Annotated in this window: 25 protein-coding genes; 23 read left to right on the forward strand and 2 right to left on the reverse strand. The window is 30.9% G+C overall.

Going from position 1 to position 26919, the window contains the following annotated elements; genetic code table 11:
* Positions 1-20: 20 nt before the first annotated feature.
* The 23 genes from QWY90_RS05220 to QWY90_RS05330 all read left to right on the forward strand — a co-directional run bounded on the left by QWY90_RS05220 (position 21) and on the right by QWY90_RS05330 (position 24667).
* Positions 21-1028, forward strand: a complete 1008-nt coding sequence (locus QWY90_RS05220; protein WP_290284815.1) for an N-acetylneuraminate synthase family protein — start codon at positions 21-23, stop codon at positions 1026-1028.
* Positions 1025-2185: a UDP-N-acetylglucosamine 2-epimerase gene (neuC, locus tag QWY90_RS05225; protein ID WP_290284816.1), complete on the forward strand. Its 1161-nt coding sequence runs from the start codon at positions 1025-1027 to the stop codon at positions 2183-2185. The genes QWY90_RS05220 and neuC overlap by 4 nt, the downstream gene beginning before the upstream one ends.
* Before the next feature lie 30 nt (positions 2186-2215).
* A complete protein-coding gene (locus tag QWY90_RS05230; protein ID WP_290284817.1) occupies positions 2216-3091 on the forward strand; it encodes an FkbM family methyltransferase in 876 nt (291 codons plus the stop codon).
* Between the two features lie 56 nt (positions 3092-3147).
* Positions 3148-3954 carry a glycosyltransferase family 2 protein gene (locus QWY90_RS05235; RefSeq protein WP_290284818.1) on the forward strand — a complete coding sequence of 269 codons (807 nt, stop codon included), beginning with the start codon at positions 3148-3150 and terminating at the stop codon, positions 3952-3954.
* A gap of 5 nt (positions 3955-3959) precedes the next feature.
* The gene (locus tag QWY90_RS05240; protein WP_336622152.1) at positions 3960-4658 is read left to right on the forward strand and encodes an acylneuraminate cytidylyltransferase family protein; all 699 of its coding nucleotides are present in this window, start codon (positions 3960-3962) and stop codon (positions 4656-4658) included.
* 7 nt (positions 4659-4665) lie between these two features.
* Entirely contained in the window at positions 4666-5316 is a 651-nt protein-coding gene (locus QWY90_RS05245) for a hypothetical protein (protein WP_290284819.1), read from the forward strand.
* 19 nt (positions 5317-5335) lie between these two features.
* Positions 5336-7030: an asparagine synthase (glutamine-hydrolyzing) gene (gene asnB, locus QWY90_RS05250; protein ID WP_290284820.1), complete on the forward strand. Its 1695-nt coding sequence runs from the start codon at positions 5336-5338 to the stop codon at positions 7028-7030.
* A gap of 362 nt (positions 7031-7392) precedes the next feature.
* Complete coding sequence (locus tag QWY90_RS05255) at positions 7393-8316, forward strand: polysaccharide deacetylase family protein (protein WP_290284821.1); 924 nt, start codon at positions 7393-7395, stop codon at positions 8314-8316.
* A complete protein-coding gene (locus QWY90_RS05260; protein WP_290284822.1) occupies positions 8316-9149 on the forward strand; it encodes a GNAT family N-acetyltransferase in 834 nt (277 codons plus the stop codon). The genes QWY90_RS05255 and QWY90_RS05260 overlap by 1 nt, the downstream gene beginning before the upstream one ends.
* A 4-nt stretch (positions 9150-9153) precedes the next feature.
* Positions 9154-10551 carry a glycosyltransferase family protein gene (locus tag QWY90_RS05265; RefSeq protein ID WP_290284824.1) on the forward strand — a complete coding sequence of 466 codons (1398 nt, stop codon included), beginning with the start codon at positions 9154-9156 and terminating at the stop codon, positions 10549-10551.
* Between the two features lie 2 nt (positions 10552-10553).
* Positions 10554-11117 (forward strand): serine O-acetyltransferase, encoded by a 564-nt coding sequence (locus QWY90_RS05270; RefSeq protein WP_290284825.1) that lies wholly within the window; start codon positions 10554-10556, stop codon positions 11115-11117.
* A gap of 25 nt (positions 11118-11142) precedes the next feature.
* Complete coding sequence (locus tag QWY90_RS05275) at positions 11143-12126, forward strand: class I SAM-dependent methyltransferase (protein ID WP_290284826.1); 984 nt, start codon at positions 11143-11145, stop codon at positions 12124-12126.
* 4 nt (positions 12127-12130) lie between these two features.
* The gene (locus tag QWY90_RS05280; protein ID WP_290284827.1) at positions 12131-13285 is read left to right on the forward strand and encodes a glycosyltransferase family 4 protein; all 1155 of its coding nucleotides are present in this window, start codon (positions 12131-12133) and stop codon (positions 13283-13285) included.
* Positions 13282-14823 (forward strand): glycosyltransferase family 2 protein, encoded by a 1542-nt coding sequence (locus QWY90_RS05285; protein ID WP_290284828.1) that lies wholly within the window; start codon positions 13282-13284, stop codon positions 14821-14823. The genes QWY90_RS05280 and QWY90_RS05285 overlap by 4 nt, the downstream gene beginning before the upstream one ends.
* Positions 14820-15815 carry a glycosyltransferase family 2 protein gene (locus QWY90_RS05290; protein WP_290284829.1) on the forward strand — a complete coding sequence of 332 codons (996 nt, stop codon included), beginning with the start codon at positions 14820-14822 and terminating at the stop codon, positions 15813-15815. The genes QWY90_RS05285 and QWY90_RS05290 overlap by 4 nt, the downstream gene beginning before the upstream one ends.
* A gap of 14 nt (positions 15816-15829) precedes the next feature.
* Positions 15830-16678 (forward strand): class I SAM-dependent methyltransferase, encoded by an 849-nt coding sequence (locus tag QWY90_RS05295; protein ID WP_290284830.1) that lies wholly within the window; start codon positions 15830-15832, stop codon positions 16676-16678.
* A gap of 4 nt (positions 16679-16682) precedes the next feature.
* A complete protein-coding gene (locus QWY90_RS05300; protein ID WP_290284831.1) occupies positions 16683-17780 on the forward strand; it encodes a glycosyltransferase family 4 protein in 1098 nt (365 codons plus the stop codon).
* A gap of 108 nt (positions 17781-17888) precedes the next feature.
* Positions 17889-18704 (forward strand): class I SAM-dependent methyltransferase, encoded by an 816-nt coding sequence (locus QWY90_RS05305; RefSeq protein ID WP_290284832.1) that lies wholly within the window; start codon positions 17889-17891, stop codon positions 18702-18704.
* Between the two features lie 6 nt (positions 18705-18710).
* The gene (locus QWY90_RS05310) at positions 18711-19829 is read left to right on the forward strand and encodes a glycosyltransferase family 4 protein (RefSeq protein ID WP_290284833.1); all 1119 of its coding nucleotides are present in this window, start codon (positions 18711-18713) and stop codon (positions 19827-19829) included.
* Positions 19826-20899 carry a glycosyltransferase gene (locus QWY90_RS05315; RefSeq protein WP_290284834.1) on the forward strand — a complete coding sequence of 358 codons (1074 nt, stop codon included), beginning with the start codon at positions 19826-19828 and terminating at the stop codon, positions 20897-20899. The genes QWY90_RS05310 and QWY90_RS05315 overlap by 4 nt, the downstream gene beginning before the upstream one ends.
* Before the next feature lie 2 nt (positions 20900-20901).
* On the forward strand, positions 20902-22242 hold the full coding sequence (locus QWY90_RS05320; RefSeq protein WP_290284835.1) for an O-antigen ligase family protein: 1341 nt from the start codon (positions 20902-20904) through the stop codon (positions 22240-22242).
* Positions 22243-22354: 112 nt separating this feature from the next.
* On the forward strand, positions 22355-23224 hold the full coding sequence (locus QWY90_RS05325; RefSeq protein ID WP_290284836.1) for a glycosyltransferase family 4 protein: 870 nt from the start codon (positions 22355-22357) through the stop codon (positions 23222-23224).
* Between the two features lie 48 nt (positions 23225-23272).
* Positions 23273-24667 (forward strand): exopolysaccharide biosynthesis polyprenyl glycosylphosphotransferase, encoded by a 1395-nt coding sequence (locus QWY90_RS05330; RefSeq protein ID WP_290284837.1) that lies wholly within the window; start codon positions 23273-23275, stop codon positions 24665-24667.
* Here the strand turns inward: QWY90_RS05330 and QWY90_RS05335 are convergent.
* Positions 24647-25765: a lipoprotein N-acyltransferase Lnb domain-containing protein gene (locus QWY90_RS05335; RefSeq protein ID WP_290284838.1), complete on the reverse strand. Its 1119-nt coding sequence runs from the start codon at positions 25763-25765 to the stop codon at positions 24647-24649. The two genes, QWY90_RS05330 and QWY90_RS05335, sit on opposite strands and share 21 nt — an antisense overlap.
* 5 nt (positions 25766-25770) lie before the next feature.
* Positions 25771-26841: a putative type IX sorting system protein PorV2 gene (locus QWY90_RS05340; protein WP_446685056.1), complete on the reverse strand. Its 1071-nt coding sequence runs from the start codon at positions 26839-26841 to the stop codon at positions 25771-25773.
* Positions 26842-26919 lie beyond the last annotated feature (78 nt).

Here is a 26919-nt window from a genome sequence, read left to right on the forward strand (position 1 = left end):
TTCCATTACAACCTATTTTAATGAACCATAAACCGTATTTAATTGCTGAAATTGCGCAAGCTCACGATGGAAGTTTGGGTATTCTCCATTCCTATATTGATGCTGTTGCTAAAACAGGCGTTCAGGCTATAAAATTTCAAATGCACATAGCGGAAGCTGAAAGCAGCATTCATGAGCCTTTTCGAGTAAAATTTTCCAAAGAAGATGCAACGCGTTACGATTATTGGAAACGAATGGAATTTTCATTGGAACAATGGAAAGATATCAAAAAACATTGTGATGAAGTAGGTTTGGATTTTATTTGTTCCCCTTTTAGTAATCTTGCTGTTGATTGGTTAGAAGAAGTTGGTGTTCATACCTATAAAATAGGTTCGGGTGAAGTAAATAATTTACTGTTGTTGGAAAAAATTACAAGAACTGCTAAACCAATTATCATTTCCTCAGGAATGAGCAGCTTTGCTGAATTAGATAAAACAGTAGCATTTTTGAAAAGTAAAAACGCCAAGTTTTCTATTTTGCAATGCACGACTGCTTATCCAACAATGCCAAAACAATATGGATTGAATGTTATCAATGAATTGAAAGAACGTTACAAGGTTCCGATAGGTTTTTCAGATCATTCGTCAAAGATTGCTACCGGAATTGCCGCTGTTGCAACTGGTGCTGAAATTTTAGAATTTCATGTGGTCTTCCATCGCGATATTTTTGGTCCGGATGCAGTTGCGTCTTTAACTATCGAAGAAATCAAACAGTTGGTCGAGGCAGTAACTGAGATTTATTTAGCAAAGCAGAATCCAATCAATAAAAACGATAACAATGCTTTCAAAGAACTAAAATCTATCTTTGAAAAATCATTAGCCATCAATAAAGATTTACCAATTGGGCACACTATTACTTTTGAAGATTTAGAAAGTAAAAAACCAAAAGGTTTTGGTATTCCAGCTCAAAATTTTGCAGCAGTTATTGGCAGAAAATTGAGTAACAACAAATCCAAATGGGATTTCTTGAATGAAGAAGATTTAGCATGAGTACAACCAGAAAAATAGCTGTTGTTATTACAGCCAGACCATCTTATAGCCGTGTAAAAACGGTTTTGACTGCCATTAAAAAGCATCCTGAATTAGAACTCCAACTAATAGTAGCAGCATCTGCTTTACTAGACAGGTATGGAAGTGCAGTTAATTACATTGAAAAAGATGGATTTGAAATTGCCGCCAAAGTTTTTAATGTTTTAGAAGGTGAAAATCTAACTGCAGCAGCAAAAACTACGGGTATCGGAATTCTTGAATTGTCCACAGTTTTTGATAATCTCCGACCGGATATTGTAGTCACTGTTGCCGATCGCTTTGAAACGATGGCGACTGCTATTTCAGCTTCTTATATGAACATCCCGTTGGCTCACATTCAAGGTGGAGAAGTAACGGGAAACATTGACGAAAAAGTGCGTCATGCCATCACAAAATTAGCGGATTATCATTTTGTAGCCTCAGAGAATGCCAGAGACAGAGTAATTCAGTTAGGAGAAAATCCAGCGATGGTTTTTAATACGGGTTGCCCTTCTATTGATATAGCTAAAGAAATATTAAATACGACTTCACTAACTTTCAATCCCTATGAAAAATATGGAGGTGTTGGTTCTCAACCTAATTTAGATAACGGTTATCTTGTGGTGATGCAGCATCCGGTAACAAATGAATACCAAGATTCTAGAAAACATATCGAAGCAACCTTGCGTGCCATACAAAATAGTAATAAGCCAACGCTGTGGTTTTGGCCCAATGTTGATGCTGGTGCTGATGGAACTTCATCTGGAATTCGTTCTTTCAGAGAACAATATAAAATGGAGAATGTGCATTTTTTTAAAAACATGGATGGAAACGATTTTTTAAGCTTGTTGCATAATTCGTTATGTTTAGTAGGAAATTCAAGTGTTGGTATTCGTGAGTGCAGCTATCTTGGTGTTCCAACAGTGAATATTGGTTCGAGACAAAACCGCCGTGACCGTGGTAAGAATGTTCTAGATGTTTCCTATGATGAAAACGATATTGCTGCTGCAATAAATACTATTTTAGAAAAAAATTCTCGCGAAACGTCCCAAGTTTATGGTGGCGGTGATGCGGGTGAAAGAATAGCTAAATTATTAAAAGAGTTGCCTTTACAGTTTCATAAAACAATTACTTATTAATAATATAACTTTATTAAAAGTTAAAAAAATATGATGATTAGAAAGTTGCAGTTTTACAGATTAAATCTAAAAAATACAATAAAAATATTTTATTTCCTTTTCTGTAGATTTTTTAAAAGAAATATCACTGATGAACAGAATCAATTATATAACTTTTATTTTCACCTAATTCGCTATAATGGTTATTTAAAGAAAGAAGATAAAGACTATTTCACTTCCTTTTATCCTACTTTAGACATTACGATTCGTGTTAGAAAAAGAACATCCAGCGATTTAAGAATTTTTGAACTTATTTTTTATTATCAAGAATATAAAGAAGTTGTAGCTACTTTTAAGAAGTATTTTAGCAATGATAATGCATTGAATATTATTGATGCAGGAAGTAATATAGGTTTGGCTTCGGTCTATTTTTCTAAGCATTTTCAAAATAGTAGTTTAATTGCCATTGAACCCGACACGGCTAATTTTAATAATTTAGTCTTTAATTTGGATAACAATGGCTTGCAAAACAGCTTTAAAATTAAAGGCGGACTTTGGAGTAGTAATACAAATCTAAAAATCATTGCTGATTTTAGAGACAAGCAAGATTGGTCTTTTAGAGTAGAAGAGACAGTTGAAGAAAGCGATGTTAAAGCTTATTCCGTCCAATATCTAATGAAACAATATAATTTTGATACAATAGATATATTTAAAATTGATATTGAAGGTTCTGAAAAAGAAATTTTTACTAATCCTAAATCAGATACTTCTTTTTTGTCAATTACCAAATGCATAGTAATTGAAATACATGATGAATTTGATTGTAGAGAAGATATTTATAAAGTATTGACTAATTATAATTTTGAATTTCATCAGCACGGTGAACTTACTGTTGGGATAAATAAAAATTTAAAGGAATTATTTTGAGCTTCTGTTGATAGGATTAAATAGTATTACAACATAATAACCAAAAAAATAGAAAATTGATTTCAATACTAATAAGAAATAAAAACGAAGGAGTTGCATTAGAAAGAGCTTTGCAAAGTATAAAAAAGCAAAACTTTACGGTTCCTTATGAAATTGTTTTAATTGATGACAATTCATCTGATAATTCCGTATCAATTGCTCAAAAGCATGGTTGTCAAGTTGTTCAATTAGACAAAAAATTCACTTATGGCTATGCAATCAATTTTGGTGTTAAACAGTGTCAATATGATATTATAGTTTTATTGAGTTCACACAATATCCTCTTATCAAACGATTTCCCCGAAAAATTAATTAGTTATTTTGAAGATAAAAATGTTGCTGCGGTTCGTTGTACACCTGTTGCAAATAGTAAACAAGTAGAACAATCCTTAAAAAGTAGTCTGTCTATAACTAAAGAAAATTATGACCATAAAAAAGATTGGCAAAATTTAATAATTGCCAATTGTTCTGCCATAAGAAAATCAGTTGCAATCGACTTATTGTTTAATGAAGCAATACGTTCTAATGAAGAAAAACTCTGGTCGTTAGATGTCATCGAAAAAGGGTTTACTATTATTTCTAATGTTCCTTGTTATTATTTGTACAACAAAAAAAACAATTACAAAGCTGAAGTTCGAGATGTAATTTCTAAATATCAAATAGATGGAATAAAACCAATAAGCTTGAGTTATTATTTTTTAAATTTAATTAAGTCTTTTCCATGGGCTTTTAAAATAGCTTTTACTAATTGGTTTACCAATATTAAGATGAGGACTAGCATATTAAAAGCAACTTTCAAATATAGTAAGGGTCAATATAAATAATTTAAATGATTTCAATTTTAGCAGTAATCCCGGCTCGTGGAGGCTCAAAAGGTGTTCCCAGAAAAAATATAAAATTACTTGGAAATATTCCTTTAATTGAATATACAATCCATTCTGCGAAAGAATCCAAACTGTTAACACAAATAGTAGTTTCAACCGAAGATGAAGAAATAGCCATTGCTGCTGAAATTTCAGGTTGTAAACCACCTTTTTTAAGACCAACAGCGTTGGCTCAAGACAAATCAACCTCGCTAGAAGTTGTTCAACATGCGATTGCTTTTTTTGAATCTCAAAATGTTTTCTTTGATGCCGTTTGTTTATTACAACCTACAAGCCCTTTTAGAGAAAGAGGGTTTATAGACAAAGCCATCCAAAAGTTTATCGAAAGCAAAGCTGATTCTTTAGTGAGTGTTTTACCTATTCCACAGGAGTACAATCCGCATTGGGCTTTTGAAGAAAACGAAAATGGATTGCTAAAAATTGCTACAGGTGAAGCACAAATAATTTCTAGAAGACAAGATTTGCCAAAAGCTTTTCATCGTGACGGTTCTCTATATATTACCAAAACAACAGTAATCAAAAATGATTCTCTTTATGGAAAATCTGTCGCTTATATAGAAAGCAATCCGGAATTTAATGTCAATATTGATACCATGAAAGATTGGGAAAAAGCAGAACACCTTTTAAAAAACTTTAAAAATTAGTATTACTATGTCTAATCAAAATGTTGCCGTAGCTACCTATAAATATTTCTCTGATTTAGAGGGTAATCAATGTATTGCTACTGAGTTTGCTTTAAAAATCATATTAAAATTGGTAAAAAATTATAAAGCTAAAAATATTTTAGAACTTGGAGTTGGAATTGGATGTATCTCTTTTTGTGTTATGAAGTTGTCAAGTGATAATAATTTAAACATAAATTATGTAGGAACAGAATCAAATGAGTTTTGTTTGAAAGTATTGCCTAATTATTTAAAAGAACATTATACTAAAATTCAACTTTTTGCTGAACTCAAAGACGTTAAATCAATTGAGAAGTTTGAAATCATTATAATTGATGGCAAAGACGAGAATATCAAAGAGGTTGAAAGTTTGATTGCTACTAACGGAATAATTATTATTGAAGGTGATAGAATTCCACAATTAAATATCATTAGAGAGACTTTTCCAAAATCAATTTATACGAGAGTAATTTCTAATAGCAGAAACCCTAATTATGGACCAATTCCATCAACTCATTATTCTGGAGGTGTCCAATTAATTTTTGTTGATCCGAATTTTAAGCAAAAATTAGATTACTGGTTTTATAAAACTAGAACGGCTCTTTATTATAAAATAAGAGCATTTAAAAAAGAGGCCTAATTTATTTATTGCAAAGAATATGTGTGGAATAATTGGAATTGTAGGTGATAAAGCTAATGCGACCACTATTTTGCAAATGTTGGATGTTCAAAAACATCGTGGCCCAGATTTCATGGATTATTATTGTGAGAAGGAAAAAATAGCTTTAGGTCACAACCGATTGAGTATTATTGATTTGTCCAGCAATGCCAACCAACCGTTTACTAGTGATTGTGGAAATTATGTTTTAGTGTTTAATGGTGAAATTTATAACTATATTGAGCTAAGAAACGAACTTCAAAATAAATATTCTTTTAGAACACAATCAGACACCGAAGTTTTATTGAACAGTTATAAAGAATGGGGAGAAAGTTGTTTGGATAGATTTAATGGTATGTTTTCCTTTGCTATTTGGAATATAAAAGAGCAAACACTTTTTGCCGCCAGAGATCGATTTGGTGTTAAACCATTTTATTATTATTTTGATCATTCCAATTTTTATTTTGCTTCCGAAATCAATACTATTTTTGCTGCTGGAGTTTTAAAGAATACTGATGATAAAGTTTGGCTCAATTTTTTTTCCGAAGGAAGTTATGGTTTGCCCAATGAAACTTTTTGGGAAAATATAAAGCAATTGCCAGGCGGCCATTTTTTGACTTTGAAGAATGAGGCACTCCAAATTAAAAAGTGGTATTTTTTTGAAGACCGGATTTTAAAATTGCAATCTCAGTTTCAAGTAAACGAAGAAGAATATATCACCAACTTACTTTTAAAAGCCATTAATTTACGTTTCAGAGCCGATGTTCCAGTCGGTTTTAATCTTAGTGGCGGTTTAGATTCTAGTACCCTTTTAGCGCTGATTGACCAGCAAGCTATTGATAAATCTTCAGTTGAAGCTTTTACGTTTATAACTAACGATGACAGATATGACGAATTGTTTTGGGTAAAAGCCATGTTGAAAGACAGACCTTATCCTCTTAACGTTTGTCCAATTTCTGCCGATGAAATTCCAGCACTTTCCTTAAAGATGTCAATACACCAATTGGAGCCTTATGGTGGAATACCAACAATTGCTTACTCTAAAATATTTCAAGCAGCAAGACAAAAAGGAGTGAAAGTATTACTAGATGGTCAAGGCTCAGATGAAGCATGGGCGGGTTACGACTATTACACAAATAATTCTCAAAACATTATTCAAGGAGTCACCAATTCACCTTTTAGAACTAAGGTTCTCGATACAGATTTTGCTAAAAATTATGTCAAAACAATTTATCCAAAACCTTTTGATGATGATTTATTAAACCTTCAATACCGTGATTTGTTTTATACAAAAATTCCACGTGCTTTAAGGTTTAACGACAGAGTTTCAATGTTGTATGGAACAGAATTGCGGGAACCATTTTTAGATTATGAATTGGTAGAATATGTATTTAGCCGACCAATTGATTTTAAAATTAAAGATGGTGTTCAAAAATGGATGCTACGCAAAATTGCTAAACGGTTTTTGCAAAAAGATTTAGTTCTGGCACCTAAAAGACCTTTACAAACACCACAGAGAGAGTGGCTTTCGGAAGATTTAAAAGATTGGGTTCGTGCAGAAGTAGAAATTTTATATGCTAATAATTGGTTCAATAAAAAAGAGATGGAAACCGAACTTGATTTATTTTTCAAAGGAGATACTCAAAGTAGTTTTCATATTTGGCAATGGATTAGTGCGGCTCAAATTTTAAAATAAACGTATTATGAGAATAGTTACCAGTACTAAATTTTTTAAAGTATGATTACTCATTCAAGCCATGTAACTAAAGGCAATTTAGGAAATCAGCTTTTTCAAATTGCGTCATTATTGATTTAGTAAAAAAGTATTCACTTCTTTTAAAATACATTGTTTAGATTAGTAAAGGTACTATCTATAGCTTATTAGTTACTATCAAACATCTATTCAGAGTTAATTTGAAAATATGTAAAAAAGTCAATCAGAAAAGAATAACATAAACCCATGAAAATTGACTTTGATTACTTTTATATTTGCTGAAAAATAAGCATATTTGGATGTTCTATTTAGAACAAAATGCATAACAAAAAAAATATTTTCCAATGCTAACAGTCAGCAACTACCATTATATTAGAGAAGATTTTAGCGCACCATTTCCAAGTATATTTGGAATAACCCCAAATCAATTTGAAAACCAATTAGTTGAGTTGAGTAAATTAGGTGAATTTATCAGTCAACAAAAACTCATTCAAGAAATTGATGCCATACTAAGTTCTGATTTAAATTATATTTTAATCACCTTTGATGATGGTTTAAAAGAACAATTTGAAATCGCTAAACCAATTTTAGATAAACTAAATATTCCAGCTATTTATTTTGTAAACTCCTTAAATTATATTGAAAAAAAGGTTTCACTTGTGCACAAAATACATTTACTGCGCTCACGAATTTCGTCTAAAGCTATATTGAATTGTATTCAAAATGAGTTTTCATCAGAGGTCATCCATTTGACAACAACAGAAAAAAACAAAGCGGAATTACATTATAATTATGATGATAAGGAAAGTGCTCATTTGAAGTATTTGTTAAATTTTAAATTGTCATCAGACCAAACCACTAAAGTCATAGATACCTTGTTTTTTTTAAATTTTGATACTAACGAAGTAGTTTCAAATTTATATATGAGTGCTGATCAACTGCAAGAATTATCAAGAATGAATATGTTGGGAAGTCACACCCACAGCCATTTTGCATTGGGATTATTAGCTTCCGATGAAATTGCAACTGAAATAGCAACAACCAAAGAATTTATTGATAATTTTGAGCATGATAATCAACATGCCATCAGTTATGCTTATGGAAGTGCTGAAGCATGCCAAAATCCTGTTCAAACTATTGCAAAACAGCATGGATATACAATTGGATTTACCATGGAAAGAGGAATTAATGATTTCACAGCTAATAAATTACTTTTAAAAAGATTTGATTGTAACGATTTACCTGGAGGAAAAAATTATACAAAATAATGACTACAAGAGAAGCATCAATAGAGGATTGGGATAAACTTTTAGTATTTTTTAAAAAAATTTATCGCGAAAATCACCCTTTATGTAACAAAGCGTTTTGGAATTGGCAATATGGGAATGAGCAATTTGGAAGATCATTTATATGTTTGAATGAAAGAGATATAGTTGTTGGTCATGTAGGTGCTAATTTTGGCGGAAATCTGGCTTGGATTATCAATGTATATTTAGATGAAGAGTGTAGGGGTAAAGGTATTTTGGGTAAATTATACGATTTAGCAAGAAATTATTATCCATTAGCAGCAACTGCAGCAAACAAAGCCGGATTGGGTTTGTATCAAAATATGAGATGGATTAGATACCACGATTTAGTGCGCTTTGTAAAAATTAACCCAAATATTTCTAATGGTACTCTGGAAAATGTTTGTGTTGCTAAGTCAATTAATGTTGCTAATTTATCATACAAAGGAACGCACTATTTTGAGCAACCTTCATTAGATGGCATAAAACTCCCAGATGGCTCGACAGCGATTAGTCAACCCAATGTTGCTGGACTAAGGGTAGTTGACATTGAGGATATTAATCAACTAGAAGAAAAAAGTTGGGAATTAGGATACAATTGGATGGATTACATCACTTCGTGGAATGATTTAAAAACACGACAGCTAGAAAGTAGAGGTTGGGTTATTGATCACCAAAGTGTTGTGCCTTGGCGACTGAATCCTATTGAAAAAGATTACTTTTGCGACATAACATTTCTTTCAGAAACCCATTTGGATAACAACTTTATTGTGCATCGTTCTTTTTCTGATCACGGTAGGATTGGAAGTTTATAAACTAATGATGAAAGAAAAAATATTTATACTATTGCCCGATGGTCTTGGATTGAGAAATTTTGGCTACACTGATTTTTATAAAAAAGCGGCCGATAAGAATTTTGAAATTATTTTCTGGAATATTACACCATTTCCTTTAGCCGATATGGGTTATCCAGAATTAAAAATTAGCAATGCTAAAATTCATCCACTCACCGATATATATAAAAAGGCAAAAGTTCAGGTTGAGTTTAATTTGAATATTAAAAGAACTAAAGATAAAATCTACAACAGGTATAGATTTCCTTTTTCATACAGCACCATTAAAAATGCTACGAAAAGTATACTTGTAAATTCGGTAACTTTCACCCATTCGACAAAATGGGGACTATTAAGAATCAGGAGGAAGATAAATGAAAATGAAAGAAAAACACATTATTATCATCAAAGTTTAGCTACTTTAGAAAAGGAAAAACCCGCAATGGTTTTTTGTACAAATCAAAGGCATATTACAACTGTTGCACCACTTCTTGCAGCAAAAGATTTGGGAATTCCAACAGCAACATTTATTTTTTCTTGGGATAATTTGCCCAAAGCAACTATGGTTGTTGAGACAGATTATTATTTTGTATGGAGTGATTATATGAAAGAAGAATTACTCTTTTATTATACTTACATAAAACCGGAACAAATAGTTGTTACCGGAAGTCCGCAGTTTGAAACGCATTTTGATAAAAATAACTTGCTAACCAAAGAAGCTTTTTTTATGCAAAATGATTTAGATTTAGCTAAAAAATATGTTTGCTTTTCAGGTAATGATGAAACTTCAAGTCCTGATGATCCAAAGTATTTGGAAGATATTGCAAAAGCAGTCAAGAAGTTAAATGAACAAGGAAACAATCTTGGGGTTATATTTAGAAGAAGTCCTGTTGATTTTTCAGGCAGATTTGATTTTATTAAGGAAAAATATAAGGAAGAAGTAACTTTTATAGAACCTCTTTGGAAGTCTTTATCAACAGCATGGGATTCCATTTTGCCTACAATTGAAGATAATGTATTATTTTCAAATTTGGCTGAGCATACTGAATTAGTCCTTACTATCGGTTCTTCAACAGTTTTTGATTTTATTGCACATAACAAGCCAACGGCCTATTTAAAGTATAATCAGCAAGAACAATTAAATGTAAAGTGGGATATATATAAATGTTATGGTTTTGTTCATTTTCGTTCCATGCCATCCCAAGAGGTCGTTTTTTGGATTAACAATCCCGAAGAAATGGCGACAGCTATTTTAAATGCTATGTCAAAAAACGAAAAAATCTTAAGGCAAGCAGGAAAATGGTTTGAAAAAATAAATCAAAATCCACCACAATTAGCTTCTGAGAGAATTTGGAATGCTATTGATAAAATAATTAAAAATTAATTATGGAAAAGAGTTTACTATTGTCAGACTTTAAAAGATATAATTTTTCTAAAATTAATTTTAGTACCCTTTTCAAGGTTTTTATTTTGCATTCTATACCAGGTTTGAAATTCATTACTATTTTTAGAGCAACACAACATTACAGAAGAAAAAATAGGCTATTGTTTTATTTTTTCTATTTATGGTTACGAAGATTAAAAGTAAAGTATGGTTTTGATATTTCGTATCGAACTCAAATTGGAAAAGGATTTTATATAGGTCATTTCGGAAATATAGTTATTCATGGTGATGCAGTTATTGGTGAAAACTGCAATATCTCACAAGGAATAACTATTGGTGTTAGTAATTATGGAGAAAAAAAAGGAGTGCCAACTATTGGGAATCATGTTTTTATTGGCCCAAATGCCGGTGTTTTTGGTAATATTACCATCGGAAATAATGTAGTTATTGGTGCCAATGCAGTTGTAACCGATAGTATTGCTGATGGCAAAACCATTTTAACTGCAAGTACTATAATTTTAGATAAAGATTTATCACCCTATTATATTCAAAATCCATCGCAATAATTTTAAAACAAATAAAGCCAATTCAATGTCATACGATTCTTTGCTTCCATTGCACAAAAAAATACAATCGCCACTTTCTGTTCAAAAATTTCAAGAAAGAGTGAATATTGTATTTCATGATTTCGAAGCCGCACATTATGACAAGATGCACTCAGATATGTGGGGAAGTCTTCAAGAACAAATCAACTTATTAGTTGACGATTTGTTTGCTTATGAAGATATAAAAAGTCATAAACTTAGCTTATTAGATATTGGATGCGGAACCGGATTGAGTACACAAATTTTATTAAATTCAAAACTAGGTGAGCATATTGAGGAAATTACACTCTTGGATACATCATCGAACATGTTAAAATTTGCAGAAGAAAAAGCAAAGACATGGCAAAAAAAATATAAAACAGTAAACGCTTATCTTTCTGAATTAGATGAAAAATTTGATGTGATTATTATTTCCTCAGTACTTCATCACATTCCGGATTTAGACGTTTTTTTACAACAAGTTAATGGAGCTTTAAATCACAAAGGACTACTAATACACATTCAAGATCCTAATGGCGACTTCCTGAATGATGCTGAATATAATGCTAGAAAAAAGCAATACGAGAAAGAGCTTGATTTGATTCCAAAAAAGAAAAAAATAAAAGATTATTTGCCTAAAAAAATTATAAAGTCAATTAAAAGATTACTGAATCGAAAAGATTATATCGATTCAATAAATGATAAGCTATTGGCCGAAAGCATAATCAAAAAACGAATGACTGCTGATGAGATTTGGAGTGTAACAGATATACATGTTGAGACAAAAAATGACACTTTAAATAAAGGAATTTCTTTGGATTATCTTAAAAAGCAATTGCCTAATTTTGAATTAATAAAAATGCGCTCCTATTGTTTTTTTGGTGTATTAAAAAGTGATTTAATTGACAGTTATAAAGAAAAAGAATCTAAATTTATAGCTGAAAATCAAGTGAATGGCAGAAATATTTCTTGCATTTGGATAAAAAAATAACTCAATGAATATTGCTTTTCTAACCGCTGAATTTCCACATTCAAAAACTGGTTTTGCCGCCGGAATTGGGACAAGTATAATGAATTTGATTAAAGGATTACAACAAGAAGGACACCAAATTTCCGTATTGATTTATGGGCAAAATAAGGACGAAAAGTTTATTGACAATGGGGTTTTTTTTTATAAAATAAAAAATATAAAACTAAAAGGACTATCAAGATTCTTAACCCAAAAGAAAATAGAAAAGTTACTAAATACGTTAGTTAAACAAAACAAAATTGACATTGTAGAAGCTCCAGATTGGACGGGAATCACCTCCAATATTAGACCAAAATGTCCAATGGTTATAAAGCTTCACGGATCTGACACTTATTTTTGTCATTTAGACAATCGACCAGTTAAGTTTTGGAATAAATTTCATGAAAAAAAAGCATTACAAAATGCTGATGCTTTGCTGTCCGTTAGTCAATATACAGCAAATTTAACCAAAGAATTATTCTCATTGCAACGTGATTTTACAGTTATTCCTAATGGCATTGATATTACTAACTTTACTGCAGAAAGTACTTCTAAAGTTCAAGAGAATACTATTTTATATTTTGGAACCTTAATAAGGAAAAAAGGACTTTTAGAATTGCCTTTGATTTTTAATGAAGTATATAAGATTAACAATCAGGCAAAATTAATTTTGATTGGACGTGATGCTTCCGATATTATTTCCGGAAATACATCAACTTGGACAATGATGCAATCTTTATTTGACCAAAATGCACTGAAAAATGTAAACTATATTGGAAGTGTTCCTTATGATGAAATTAAAGAACATATTAGTTCGGTAGCTGTTTGCGTTTTTCCAACTTTTGCCGAAGCATTACCCGTTTCCTGGATAGAAGCTTTGGCGATGCAAAAAGCTATTGTGGCTTCAGATATTGGTTGGGCAACTGAAGTGATTAATGATGAGGTTAACGGATTTTTGGTTAATCCGACAAATCATAAGGCTTATGCAGAAAGAATTTTAGAATTGCTCGAAAATATGGAGTTAAGAAACCAGTTTGGTATCGAAGCCAGAAAAACGGTGATAGAAAAATTTAGTATTGAAGTAGTGTCAAAGCAAAGTGCCGACTTTTATCAAAAAATAAGCAAGAACAATAGTAAATGATTATTTTTTATCACAACAAGTATACAATAACCGAAATAGTTTCAACCGAAACTGGTAATTTTTCGAATCAAATTAATCGAAATATTGTGACTGCCTTATTTGATTTTGCTACAAAATTTAAAGATGAAATACTGGTTTGGTGTCACGAAAGTGAGAAAGATAATTTAAATGTGACAGAGATTCAGCATTTATTCCACCATAAAAAATTTCTTTTCTCTTATAATTCTTCAAACTATTTTGATAACCAATTAGGTTACATCGAAGATTCGCTATACATCAAGATTAACAAAGAAGTTAACTACGCTACTTGGCAAATGAGTAGCCGTGTTGGTGCCATTCACGCAATGGTTTTAAACGCTTGTAAAGATGATTTAAAGGCGGAAAATAATTTTGATTATTTCCTAAATTCCTTTGCCAAAAGAGCAATGGCTAATGGACTTTTCTGTTATTCTCAACCCAAATTGCTTATCCATAAAAGTGCTTTGAATGAAGTGCCACAATCCAATCTTTATGAGCTGTTTAAGTTCACTAAACAGCATTACAAAGCGCGATGGATTTTCCTTTTGTTTTTTAATTTGATGCTTTTTGAAAAGAAGTTTCCAGTATTGCCATTTCTAAATTCTTTGTTTTATAAGAGAAGGAAAATTAATCTGGAAGTGCTGAATCAAATTCCGTTAGAATCGAATAAAAAGCTTGTTGAACATGGAACCTTAGATGTTTTAATTCCAACTATTGGACGAAAAGAGTATCTATTGAATGTTCTCAATAATTTGGCTGCACAAACTTATTTGCCACAAAATGTAATTATAATTGAACAAAATCCAGAAGATAATAGCCAATCTAATTTAGATTTTATTCAAAATCAAAAATGGCCATTTGTTGTAAAACATCATTTTACACATCAAGCTGGAGCTTGTAATGCCAGAAATATTGGTTTGTCATTGATTGAAAGTGAATTTACTTTTATGGCAGATGATGATATTGTGTTCGAAAATAATTTACTCGAAGAAGCGATAAAAACTTTTAAACAAACGGGCAACGAAGTTTTTTTAGTGGCATGTCATTTAAAATCTCAGACCATTGTTCCTCAATTGCCTTTACAATTTCCTGTTTTTGGTGCCGGACATGCTTTTGTTAAATCATCTTGTATCAAAAAATTAAAATTTACTATGGGATTTGAATTTGGCTTTGGTGAAGATGCCGATTTTGGAATGCAATTACGAAATAAAGGTTTTGATGTTTTATATATTTCTACCCAAACTATTTTGCATTTGAAAGCACCAATGGGAGGTTTCAGAACCAAGCCCATTTTGAAATGGCAAAACGATGCTATTACACCTAAACCATCGCCAACAGTAATGTTATACAGATTATTATATGACACAAAAGAGCAAACCCGAAATTATAAATCGACACTTTTTATAAAGAATTTGAATAGTAATTTTTTCTTAAATCCATTTAAGTATGTAAAAACATTCAAGCAAAAATGGAATAGAAGTGTCTATTGGGCGAATGTTTTAAACAAACAACAATCATGAATTTTACATTAATAGTTTGTACTTATATGCGTCCGGTTGCGTTGATGACCTTATTACAATCAGTGAAGGAACAAACGCTTTATCCCAACGAAATTCTGATTATTGACGGCTCCACAAATAGTGATACTGCTCTTATATTAGAAACTAATCAATTTCAAAATCTCAAGTATTTTAGGGCTCCACCTGAACATCGTGGTTTAACCAAGCAAAGAAATTATGGGATTGCCAGAGTTAATCATTCAACTGATGTTATTTGTTTTCTGGATGATGATATAGTTTTAATCCCTAATTATTTTGAAAATTTACTAAAAACCTATCAATCGCATCCTGATGCATTGGGAGTTGGCGGTTTTATTATTGATGACACTATATCTTGTGAATATGTGGGTGAGAATTATAAACCAACGATTAAGGAATTTTATTTTGATGGATGGAAGCGCAAAGAGGGAAGTCGATTTGTAATGCGAAAGAGATTTGGTTTAGACAGCGATTGTCCACCGGGATTTTCCAGTTTATACTCACACGGTCGCAGTGTTGGTTTTTTGCCTCCAAGCGATAAGGTTTATGAAGTCGAACAATTAATGGGTGGAGTTTCCTCTTTCAAAAAAAATGTTTTTGAAACCTTACAATTTTCTACTTATTTTGAAGGATATGGCTTGTATGAAGATGCTGATTTTTCGATTAGAGTAGCCAAAAAAGGGAAATTATATCTAAATACAACGGCAAAGTTATATCATTATCATGATGCTTCAGGAAGACCTAATAAGTATCAATATGGTAAAATGGTGGTGCGAAATGGATGGTATGTTTGGCGAACCAAAAACCCAAAACCGTTATTAAATGCAAAGATCAAATGGCATTCGATAACCATACTTTTGACAATGGTTAGATTTAGCAATACCTTTACAAAAAATAAAAGAAAAGAGGCTTTTACCGAAGCTTTTGGAAGAACAATAGGCTGGCTTAGTTTATTATTTAATAAACCAAAATAAAGAAAAAGTAAAAAATGGCACACTATAACACATGCAAAGTTTGTGAAAGTAACATTAAAATAGTTAACGAAAAGTATAATTTAGGACAGTGTGATAACTGTAAATTAATTTTTTGCTTGACCATTTTTTCTCAGGATGAATTTATAAAAGTTTATGACGAGTTATATAATAAGGCAGATACGCATTATAAATACCATTCGGTTGTAGAATACAATAGGCTACTGGAAAACAAAAAAATCAAAGTTGGTTTTCACCGGGCCAAACTTTTAAAAAAGTATGTTTTAAATAACCAATGTAAGTCGGTTTTAGAAATAGGAAGTGGTGTTGGTTTGATAGGCTCTTACATTCGGAAACATGATGACCGTATTAATTATTTGGGAATTGAAATCGATAAAGAGTCCTTTGATAAATCACAGACTTTAGGGCTAAATACCATAAATGATGATTTCAAAGCAATGGAAAAAATCAAAGAATCTTTTGATGTAATAATGCTTTGGGAAGTTTTGGAACACCTTCAGGATTTAAAGGTGTTTATTGATTTGGCAAATAAAAGACTAAATAAAAACGGTAAAATAATTCTTTCCGTACCAAACTATGATAAAATTTATAATTATCCGAATAGAAAGAAAGATGTCATTTTTCAAGACTTACCGCCAATTCATTTAAACTTCTTTACAAAAGAAAATATCGTTACTGTTTTTGAATTCAATCACTTTAAAGACTGTATTGCAACAGTTAAGAAATTCCCATATATTAATTTGAAAAGAATAGGTTTTTATACAGAATTTATAAAAGCGTTGTTTAATAAATATAATGGTTCTACTCTTTACTTTATTGGTAGCAAAAAAGATGATTTAAAATAAATCTATGAAAACTATACTTATTGCACATAATTATAGTGAGACTTCATTCTCTGCGATGAGTTTTCATTTTGCCCATCATTTGGCCAATTTGGGACACAAAGTTGTTTTTATATCTCATAAACCATACTTCTCTGAAAAACAAATTATAAAAACAGAAAAAGGTGAAATCAATTTGTTTTCGTGGTCATCTGAAGACAGACCAACTTCTTTTTCTGATTTTATTTGGTTCTACAAAATCTATAAGCAATATAAGCCCGATTTAGTAATTGGGCACTTTGTGGGAAGTAATATCAGCATTCTTGTTTCCAAAATACTTTCTTTTGGCAGGGTAAAAACTTTTGAATATTATCACACGTTGTCAGACCAAATTCTAACAGATTTAAAGAAAGTCTCTCTAAAGCAGAAACTATTTTTTTTCAGAAAAAGAATATTCTATAAACTATTTTGTGACCAGCTTGTTTGTCCGTCTCAATTAGCTAAAGAAGATTTAGAGTTGTTTTTCGGTGTTACTAATAGTTTTGTTTTGCTAAATCCAATGACAGATAGGTTTACTGAAAAGAAAACCCTCTCAAAAGATTCAATTACAATTTCATTCTTAGGCAGATTTGATCCATCAAAAGGAATAATTGATTTAATTGAGGCTTTTTTAAAATATAAAGACAAAAATCCAAGTTCAAAGATTATTTTAAACATCGCCGGCGCAGGAAGACAAGCTGCTGAAATAGAAAAATTAGCTAAAAAAAGTGAAGCAATACAGTTTATAGGTTTTTTAGAATACGATAAAATAGATTCTTATTTAAACAATGCTAACTTTACAATTATACCTTCAAAATTCGATAATTTACCAACTGTTGGTTTAGAATCTTTAATGAACCAAACTCCTTTGCTCATTTCCAACAATACAGGCTTGACACATTATTTAGTTGATGGAAAAGATTGCTTTAAATTTGACCCAACTGTTGAATCTATGATGGATTTGTTTAAAAAAGTTGAAGACAATTTTGATTGTTACACACAAATGAGTACTGAAGCAAGGGCATCATTTATAGATAAATTTAGTATCCAACGTTATAATGAAAACTTCAGTAACAAAATTTTATAAAATATGCTACTGTATTATTGTTGGCATTTATAACATTTAGCAATATATTTGCTACCACTTTAGAAAAAAAATTTCTATCAAATTCTTTTCTATTACCTTAAAAAAACTATGAAGACACAAGAAGAAATTATTGAAATCAATAAAAGACAAAAAGATTTTTATAATTATAAAAGCGGTAAGAAAAATTTGCCAACACAAATGTGGTATTATTTCAGAGAAAAAACGTTAAAAAAAATCCGCAAAGATATTGGTATTCTTAACGAATCTTATGAAATTCATAAAACGTGGTTTGGTGATTTATCGAATAAAAAAGTGTTGGATTTAGGTTGTTTTGCTGGAAATCACTGGAGTATGTATTTAGCTGAACATAGTAAGAAGTATATTGCTTTAGATTTGAGTGATGTGGCAATTGCAAGTCTGGCGGAAAGATTAAAATCTTTACCCAATGCAGAAGCTCTGGCTGCCGATTTTCTTTCTGAAGAATTTGCTGAAAAAGATTTTGATATTATTTATGCTTATGGTGTCTTGCATCATTTTCAAAATCCAGATGTGTTAATAGCCAAACTCGATGAAAAATTGGCGCCAAATGGCGTAATTATAAGTTATGATCCTTTAGAAACTAGTTTGCCTATAAAAATCATGAGAGTTATGTATCGTCCATTTCAATCGGATAAAGATTGGGAATGGCCATTTACAAAAAAGACCTATTTTAAATTTGCCAAAACTTTTACTATTGTTGAGCGTCATGGATTATTAGGTCAAGCAAAATGGTATTTTATAATGAATTTTATTCCATTTATGTCTGAAGAAAAAAAGCAAAGCATTGGAAAAAAATGGCATAAAAAAGATTGGAATAAATCTGCAACGTCTGATAGTCATATGTTTAAATGTATGCATTTGACCATGTTAATGCAAAAAAAGTAAATTGAAATGAAATTTGCCATAATAACTCATGTCATTCATGGTAAAGTTTCAGACAAGTATTTTGGTTATGAGCCTTATGTTCGCGAAATGAACTTATGGATAAAAAATGCTTCTGAAGTCTTAATTGTTGCACCTTTGCATTCAAATTTCAAAAGTCCTATTCAAGAGTTTTATCAGCATGATAAAATAGTATTTACTGTTGTTCCTAGTTTTGATGTTTCGAGTTTAAAAAATGCACTATACTCTCTGATGGTTATACCTTCTGTAGTTTTGAAAATATATCAAACTATGAAAAGTGCCGACCATATTCATTTGCGTTGTCCCGGAAATATTGGTTTGTTAGGTTGCTTGGTTCAAATTCTTTTTCCATCAAAATCCAAAACAGCAAAGTACGCTGGAAATTGGGATTCAAAAGCAAAACAACCGTTTAGTTATCGTCTTCAAAAATGGATTTTAAGCAATACGTTTTTAACCAAAAACATGCAGGTTCTGGTTTATGGCGAATGGGAAAATAGCACTAAAAATATCAAACCTTTTTTCACTGCAAGCTATTTTGAAAAAGATAAAATTGAAGTGAAACCTAGAGAATTGGAAGGTAAAATTTCATTTCTGTTTGTAGGAACACTTTCAAATGGCAAGCAACCTTTGTATGCCATTCAATTAGTGGAGCAGCTACATAAGAATGGTAATAATGTTCAATTAATACTGTTTGGTGAAGGAAGAGAAAGGACTATACTTGAGGATTACATATCAAGGAATAAGTTAGAAAACTATATTTTTATTTTAGGGAATCAAAGCCAAGAGACTATTAAAAAGGCTTACTGTGAAAATCATTTTGTAATTTTACCATCATTGAGCGAAGGTTGGCCAAAAGTTGTTGCTGAAGGAATGTTTTGGGGTTGTTTGCCTGTAGCTTCCAATGTTTCATGTGTTCCTAATATGCTTGGAAATGGAGATAGAGGTTTGCTTCTTGATTTTAAATTAAATAATGATGTGAAAAGCATCGAATCAATTCTAAAAGATAATAATTTGTATCGGAACAAAGTTAATAATGGAATTAAATGGTCAAGACAGTTTACTATGGATGTTTTTGAATCTGAAATTAAACTGCTTTTAAAATCATGAGAATAGTTCAAATTATTGATTCATTAGAAATTGGCGGTGCTGAAAAAATGGCTATCAATTATGCCAACGCACTTTATGGAAATATTGAATTTTCGGGTTTAGTTGCTACAAGAGCCGAAGGAAATCTGAAAAATCAGTTAAAAAAATCAGTTTCTTATCTTTTTCTGCAGAAAAAATCTACTTTAGATTTTGGTGCTGTGCTTAGATTAAAAAGATATTGTAAAGAAAACAAAGTTGACTATCTTCAACCTCATAGCAGTTCCTATTTCATAGCATTATTGGTTAAGTTTTTTTATCCAAAAATTAAAATAATATGGCATGACCACAATGGATTGAGTGAGTTTATCAGTTCAGAAAAATCTTTAGCCTTGAAAATTGCCTCTTTTTTTTTCAAAGGAATTATTGTGGTAAATTACAAGCTTAAAGATTGGGCAGAAAAAGAGTTGAATTGTAAAAAAGTAATTTATTTGCCAAATTTCACAACCATCGATAGTTTAGAAAGTGTAGAAACTATCTTGAAAGGTGAACGTGGAAAAAGAATTTTATGTTTGGCTAATTTAAGAGATCAAAAAAATCATTTTCTTCTATTAGATGTTGCTGAAAAACTGAAGAAAACTAATCCTGATTGGACATTTCATTTGGTAGGAAAGGATTTTGAAGATGAATATTCAAAACAGATAAAAAAGTTAATTTTAAATAAAAGTTTAGAAAACAATGTTTTTATTTATGGATCTAAAAATGATGTAAAAAACATTATAAATCAATCGAATATTGCTATTTTAACTTCAAAATCAGAAGGTTTGCCAGTCGCTTTAATCGAATATGGATTATTGAAAATGCCAGTTGTGTCAACAAAAGTTGGAGAAATTCCGTTAGTTATTAAAGATAGCGTCAATGGATTTATTGTTAATGTAAATGATGTTGATTTATTTTGTCAAAAGTTGTTACTTTTAATACAAGATGAAAATTTACGGGTTCAGATGGGGAATTCTTTATATGAAACTATTATTCGAAACCATTCGGAAAAAGGTATTGTTGCTAATTATTTAAATTGGGTTTTAAGCCTCTAGATATGAACGAAAGAAAATATATTATTTTAATTCTTTTTCATGTTATCATTGGTGTTTTGGTATACTTTATTAGGCCACTGTCTATGATGTATGCTGTCTGTATTCCTGCATTAGGTCTTTACTATGTTATGAAAACACAAAACCGTAACAATGAAGTATTACTTGTTGCTGCTTATATTGTTGGAAGCGAGGTTTTTTTGAGGATGACAGATGCGAATTTACTCTATGAATCATCAAAGTACGGGGTAATGATATTCTTGGCTTTAGGAATGTATTATAGTGGGTTTTCAAAGGATTCAGTGCCTTTTTGGATATACTTATTGTTACTATTACCAGGCGTTTTTGTGGCCACTGAAACATTAAATATTCGGACCGACATAAGAAAGGCTATTGCTTTTAATATATCCGGACCAGTTTGTCTTGGGATTGCTGCTATTTATTGTTTTAATCGAAAAATCTTATTGTCTCAACTTAATAATGTGTTATTATCATTAGGATTACCCATATTTTCCACCACAGTCTATTTAATTTTATACACTCCAAATTTGAAGGAAATACTAACAGGTACAGGTTCAAACAACGAAACCTCAGGAGGATTTGGACCAAATCAAGTTGCTACTTTGTTAGGTATTGGGATGTTTGTTTTTTTTTCCAGATTACTTTTAGAGTCAAAATCAAAATTGATGTTTGCTGTGAATTTAATTATACTATTTAATATTACATACAGAGGCTTGGTTACTTTTTCTAGAGGTGGTATGGTAACAGGTTTTATTATGATAATAATATTATTATTTTATTTATTTCTGAAAACAAAAGGTCACGGACGGTATAACCTTTTTCGTTTATTTATTTTTTTATCGGTTGCTTTTTTTATGACTTGGCTATATACTTCAAATCAAACGGGAGGATTAATCAATAAGCGATACGCTAATCAAGATGCTGCAGGAAGAGAAAAAGAAAGTCAATTAACTGGAAGAGAAAAAATATGGGATGGCGAAATTGATGATTTTCTTGAAAATCCAATATTTGGAGTAGGAGTTGCCAAAGCTTTAGAAATTCGAACAGTAGAAACAGGCGGACTTACTATTGCTTCTCACAGTGAAATTTCAAGAACACTCGCAGAACATGGAGCTATGGGTATTATTGCTTTATTGATAGTATTTTTTACACCTATTTTTTTATTTTTGGACAACAAACAAAATATATATGCTTTTTGCTTTATTTTATTTTGGTTACTAACAATTAATCATGCTGCAATGCGAATTGCTGCACCAGCTTTTGTATATTCGTTATCGTTATTAAAAGTTTTTACAGCTGAAGAACCTTCTTTACATAGGGAATAAATTATCCGATCATGGTTATACATCTACTTCTATTGAAACATTAGGAACGTTTTTAGAAGCTGAGGGTTTTCATGTATATTATGCTTCGTCAAAAAAAAATAAAATTTGGCGCATGATTGAGATGATTAGTATGACACTCAAATATGCTAAAAAAGTTGATTATGTATTAATTGACACCTATAGTACTAATAATTTTTGGTATGCCTTTATCATTTCTCAACTGTGTAGGATTCTTAATTTAAAATATATTCCCAAACTTCATGGAGGTAATTTACCTAGTAGGATTATAAGAAGTAAATTTTTTTCAAGCTTGATTTTTAAAAATGCATACATAAATATAGCACCATCTTATTATTTATTAGAAGCTTTTAAAAAAAGTGGGTATACCAATTTAAAATACATTCCCAATACTATTGAAATACAATTATATCCTTATTCACCAAAAGAATTTAAAACACCAAAAATTCTTTGGGTAAGGTCATTTGCAAAAATTTACAATCCTTTAATGGCTGTTAAAGTATTTATGAAAATAAAGGGTGTTTTTCCAGATGCCAAAATTTGTATGGTTGGCCCTAAAAAAGATGATAGTCACGCGAAAACATTAAAATACGTTAAAAAAAATAATATTGAAGTTGTTTTTACAGGTAAATTATCAAAGGAAGAATGGATTGATCTATCAAAAGAATATAATATTTTTATAAATACAACCCATTTTGACAATACACCTATCAGTGTTATCGAAGCTATGGCTTTAGGTTTACCCGTTGTATCAACTAATGTTGGTGGAATACCTTATTTATTAGAACATAATGTTAATGCACTTTTAGTAAACGACGATGATATTGATGAAATGACCAATCAAATTAATCGACTTTTCACGGAACCAAATTTGGCAAATAATTTATCTGAAAAAGGGAAAGAATCTGTTGAAAGTTTTGATTGGGAAATAGTCAAAAAGCAATGGATAGAATTACTTGTTTAAAAGGTAATTTTAGTAACTTGCGACTTCAAAATTGTTTTTATAAAAAAAATGAACAAGTACAAGGATATACATTTTGAAGTTTCAGAAAGGAAAGTTCTTTTACGAATTTTTGATGTGATTTTTGTGCTACTTTCTTTGTATTTGGTTGGTGTAGTTTTCAAATTCAATTATTTTAATATTTCTGCAACCAATTTTTATTGGACAATAGTTTTAGGCGTTTATTTGAATTTTATAGGTTCTGTTTTTGAAATGTATAATTTGCAAGTTGCCAGCAATCAGTTTCAAATTATAAAAAGCATAATTCTTACTTCATCAATAACAGTTTTGGTGTATTTGTTAACGCCAGTTTATACTCCGATTCTTCCAACCAACCGTCTTCAAATTCTCATTTTTTACATTGCTATTTTTATAGCATTGTTTACATGGAGAATGATTTATGTACGGTTTTTTGCTTCTAATAGGTTTTCAAAAAAAGTCATTCTTATTTGTGATAAGGAACAACTTAAAGAATTGGTTTTTGCTCTTGAAAGTGCTGATCCTCATTATAGAGTTTTAGGTTTTGTAAATTCTGATAGTGCTGATAAAAAAGCTAGTGATAATCTAAAAATAAAGAATATTGAAATTAGCAATCTTGAAGAATTTGTTAAAAAAAATTCAATATCAGAAATAGTAATTGCGTCTCAAAAAACAGATGGAATAACCGTTAATCTCTATAATCAATTGATTCATTTATTAGAAAATGGTTATATCATAAGGGAATATACTCAAGTTTATGAGAGTATTACCCAAAGAATTCCTGTGCAATATGTATCACGAGATTTCTACCGTTATTTTCCATTTAGCAGAAGCAATCAAAATCATTTTTACTTGATTATGGTGCGTATTTTTGAGATACTAATTTCACTAATTGGATTGTGCATTGGGTTACTTATTTTGCCGTTAATTTTGATTGGAAATGTTTTTGGAAACAGGGGTAAATTATTCTATACTCAGGAACGAGTTGGTAAAAATGGCGAAATTTTTAACATTGTAAAATACCGAACAATGGTAAAAAATGCAGAAAAAGGAGGCGCCGTTTTTGCCACAACAAATGACAGCAGAGTCACACCATTTGGAAAAATAATGAGAAAGTCACGAATGGACGAAATACCTCAATTTATCAATATTCTTAAAGGCGATATGGCAGTAATTGGACCAAGACCTGAGCGCCCGGTTTTTGTTAACGAAATTGCCGAAGTGATGCCGTTTTATGAAACACGTCATGTCATAAAACCTGGATTGACGGGTTGGGCACAAGTTAATTATTCTTATGGCGAAACTATAGATGATAGTTTAATTAAACTTCAATATGATTTGTATTATATCAAGCACAGAAGTATTTTTCTTGACGTCAATATCATATTTAAAACACTAAGTACCGTTTTACTTTATCGCGGACAATAGTTTGAGTGGATTTCTACTATTCAATTTCAATAAAATATACAGATTGGCAATCATAAAGGGAAGCATAATCATTACATGTGGTTTTGTTAACATCATTATACTGTAAATTAATAGCAAAACTAATAATGTAACATTCAGCTTTTTCAAAAAGTTAACTTTAACAAACGGAATTAAAAGAAATAACGGATTAAAGAGCAACGTATTGTAATTCCAAAGTAATTCCTGATGTTGAGAATATAAACCAATCAGGCATAGAAAAAGACCCAAAATCCCACTAACAAAAAGATAGCCTTTAAATAAAAATCGGTTGTTAATGAATATCAAAATCAAAAGAATTACACAGATTAAGTAAATGCTGTTGAAAAACGAAAATTGAGGATTAACCGAAACGCCTTTTACGACAATTTCTTTTTTTGAAACCAATGGTTTTCCATTAATGGTTGCTTTATCTAAACTATGTAGTAATTCTATTGGAAGAAATAATTTGACTGCATCTCGGTCGGTTTTGGCACCAAAAACAATATTAATTCCTAATTTGTACCAAAAATAATTCTCAAAATAAGGATACAAAAGTGTTCTGTAACTAATCGATTTATCATCTACTTTTTGAATTTTTTCAGTGCCAAACAACCCATTTATTTTATTGACCACCATTGAGGTACAGTTTCTGTCGATAAATTTATAAGTATAACTTTTTTCGTCTGAGAGTAACGATTTATTTAGTGCGTCAAACAGTTCTTGTTTCTTTGTTAAAGGTAAGTTTAATGTTTGCTCAATAACTTGTCTTCTGTCTAATTTGTATTCAAAAACAAAATCATCATAAGAAGTGACGTTCATAAAATATTGTAAATCGCCTTTTACAAATTTGAAATAGAAATTTTCGGTTCTAAAATCAAAATAACCATAATTATATACAACGTCAAGCGCATTATTTGGGTCTGTAATTCTAAGTGCGGTGTGCCCAAAAGTAGAATATAATTCCTCACCTCGGTCACAGGTAAAAATGCTAACTGTGGCTTCTGGAGAAAGTGGTGGACTTTGCGAAAATGCAATTAAACCATATAAAAGAAAAGAAAAAGAAAGAATTTTTTTGAACATAAGTTTTATCTAAAAATACTCAAATCTACTTTAACAGAAAAAATATTAGAGTATAATGCCGCACTTTGATCACCCAAATCAGTTAAAGCATAATCAATTTGAATTCCTTTATATTTAAACCCCAAACCAATATTAGGCTGAAAATTAATTTTATTTGAACCATCAATTTGTTCTACATTTTGAAAATTTCCGACACCGGCGCGGAGAAAAACCAAATCGGTATAGCCAAATTCAAGTCCGAGTGCCGGGTCAATACTAAAGGCACTGTTAGAAATAATATCGTTGGTTTCGGCAAATTGCATATTTAAATTTACAGCTGCAAGCAGTGAATAATCAGAGTGAAATTCAAATTTCTTAGATATACCAAGTTGCGCTTTTGGAAAAGTAATTTCGGTACTTTCAGGTGGATCTTGATTTTGTCCGGCTACAGCATCTTTTATTTCGTTGTATTTATCTTCATCGATTGCCCAAATGTTGTAAGTTGTCGTAATATCACGAAGCATTACTCCATATTGCCAATCGTTACTTTCGTATTGCAATCCAAAATCAAATCCAAATCCCCAGGAACTTGCAAATTCTCCAATAACTCGGCGGATAATTTTGGCATTTACGCCATATTGTAAGCCTTCAATTAATGTTGGACGCCTCGCATACGAAAATGTCAATCCGTAATCAGCAGTTGAGAAAAGACTGATTCGGTTGTAGTCAATATTTCCTTCGCTGTCAATAAGTTGTGTTGTGTTTAAGATGTCATCTACTCCGAAACGAATTAAAGAAATTCCCCAAGCGCTTCGGTCGTCTATCTTTTTGGCGTAAGCCGCATAATCATATTGGGCAATGTTGGCAAAATAGCTTGCGTGCATCAGTGCAACTTCACTATCTTCAATTTTTAATATACCTGCTGGATTCCAATAACCTGAGTTCACATCGCCAGTAGCAGCAGTTACTGCATTTGACATTCCCAAAGCATCAGCATCAACCCCAATATTCATAAATTCATTAGAATATTTTCTAACTGATTGAGCATGAGTGATTATGCTAAATAAAAGCAGTAGAATAGCAATTGTTTTTTTCAAGGCAATTTTTCTTTTTACAAATATCAAATAAAAATCTCTAATATAAAACGTAGAAAGGGTTAACTTATTGTATTAGAT

Source organism: Flavobacterium paronense (genome assembly GCF_030409795.1).
GTDB lineage: Bacteria > Bacteroidota > Bacteroidia > Flavobacteriales > Flavobacteriaceae > Flavobacterium > Flavobacterium paronense.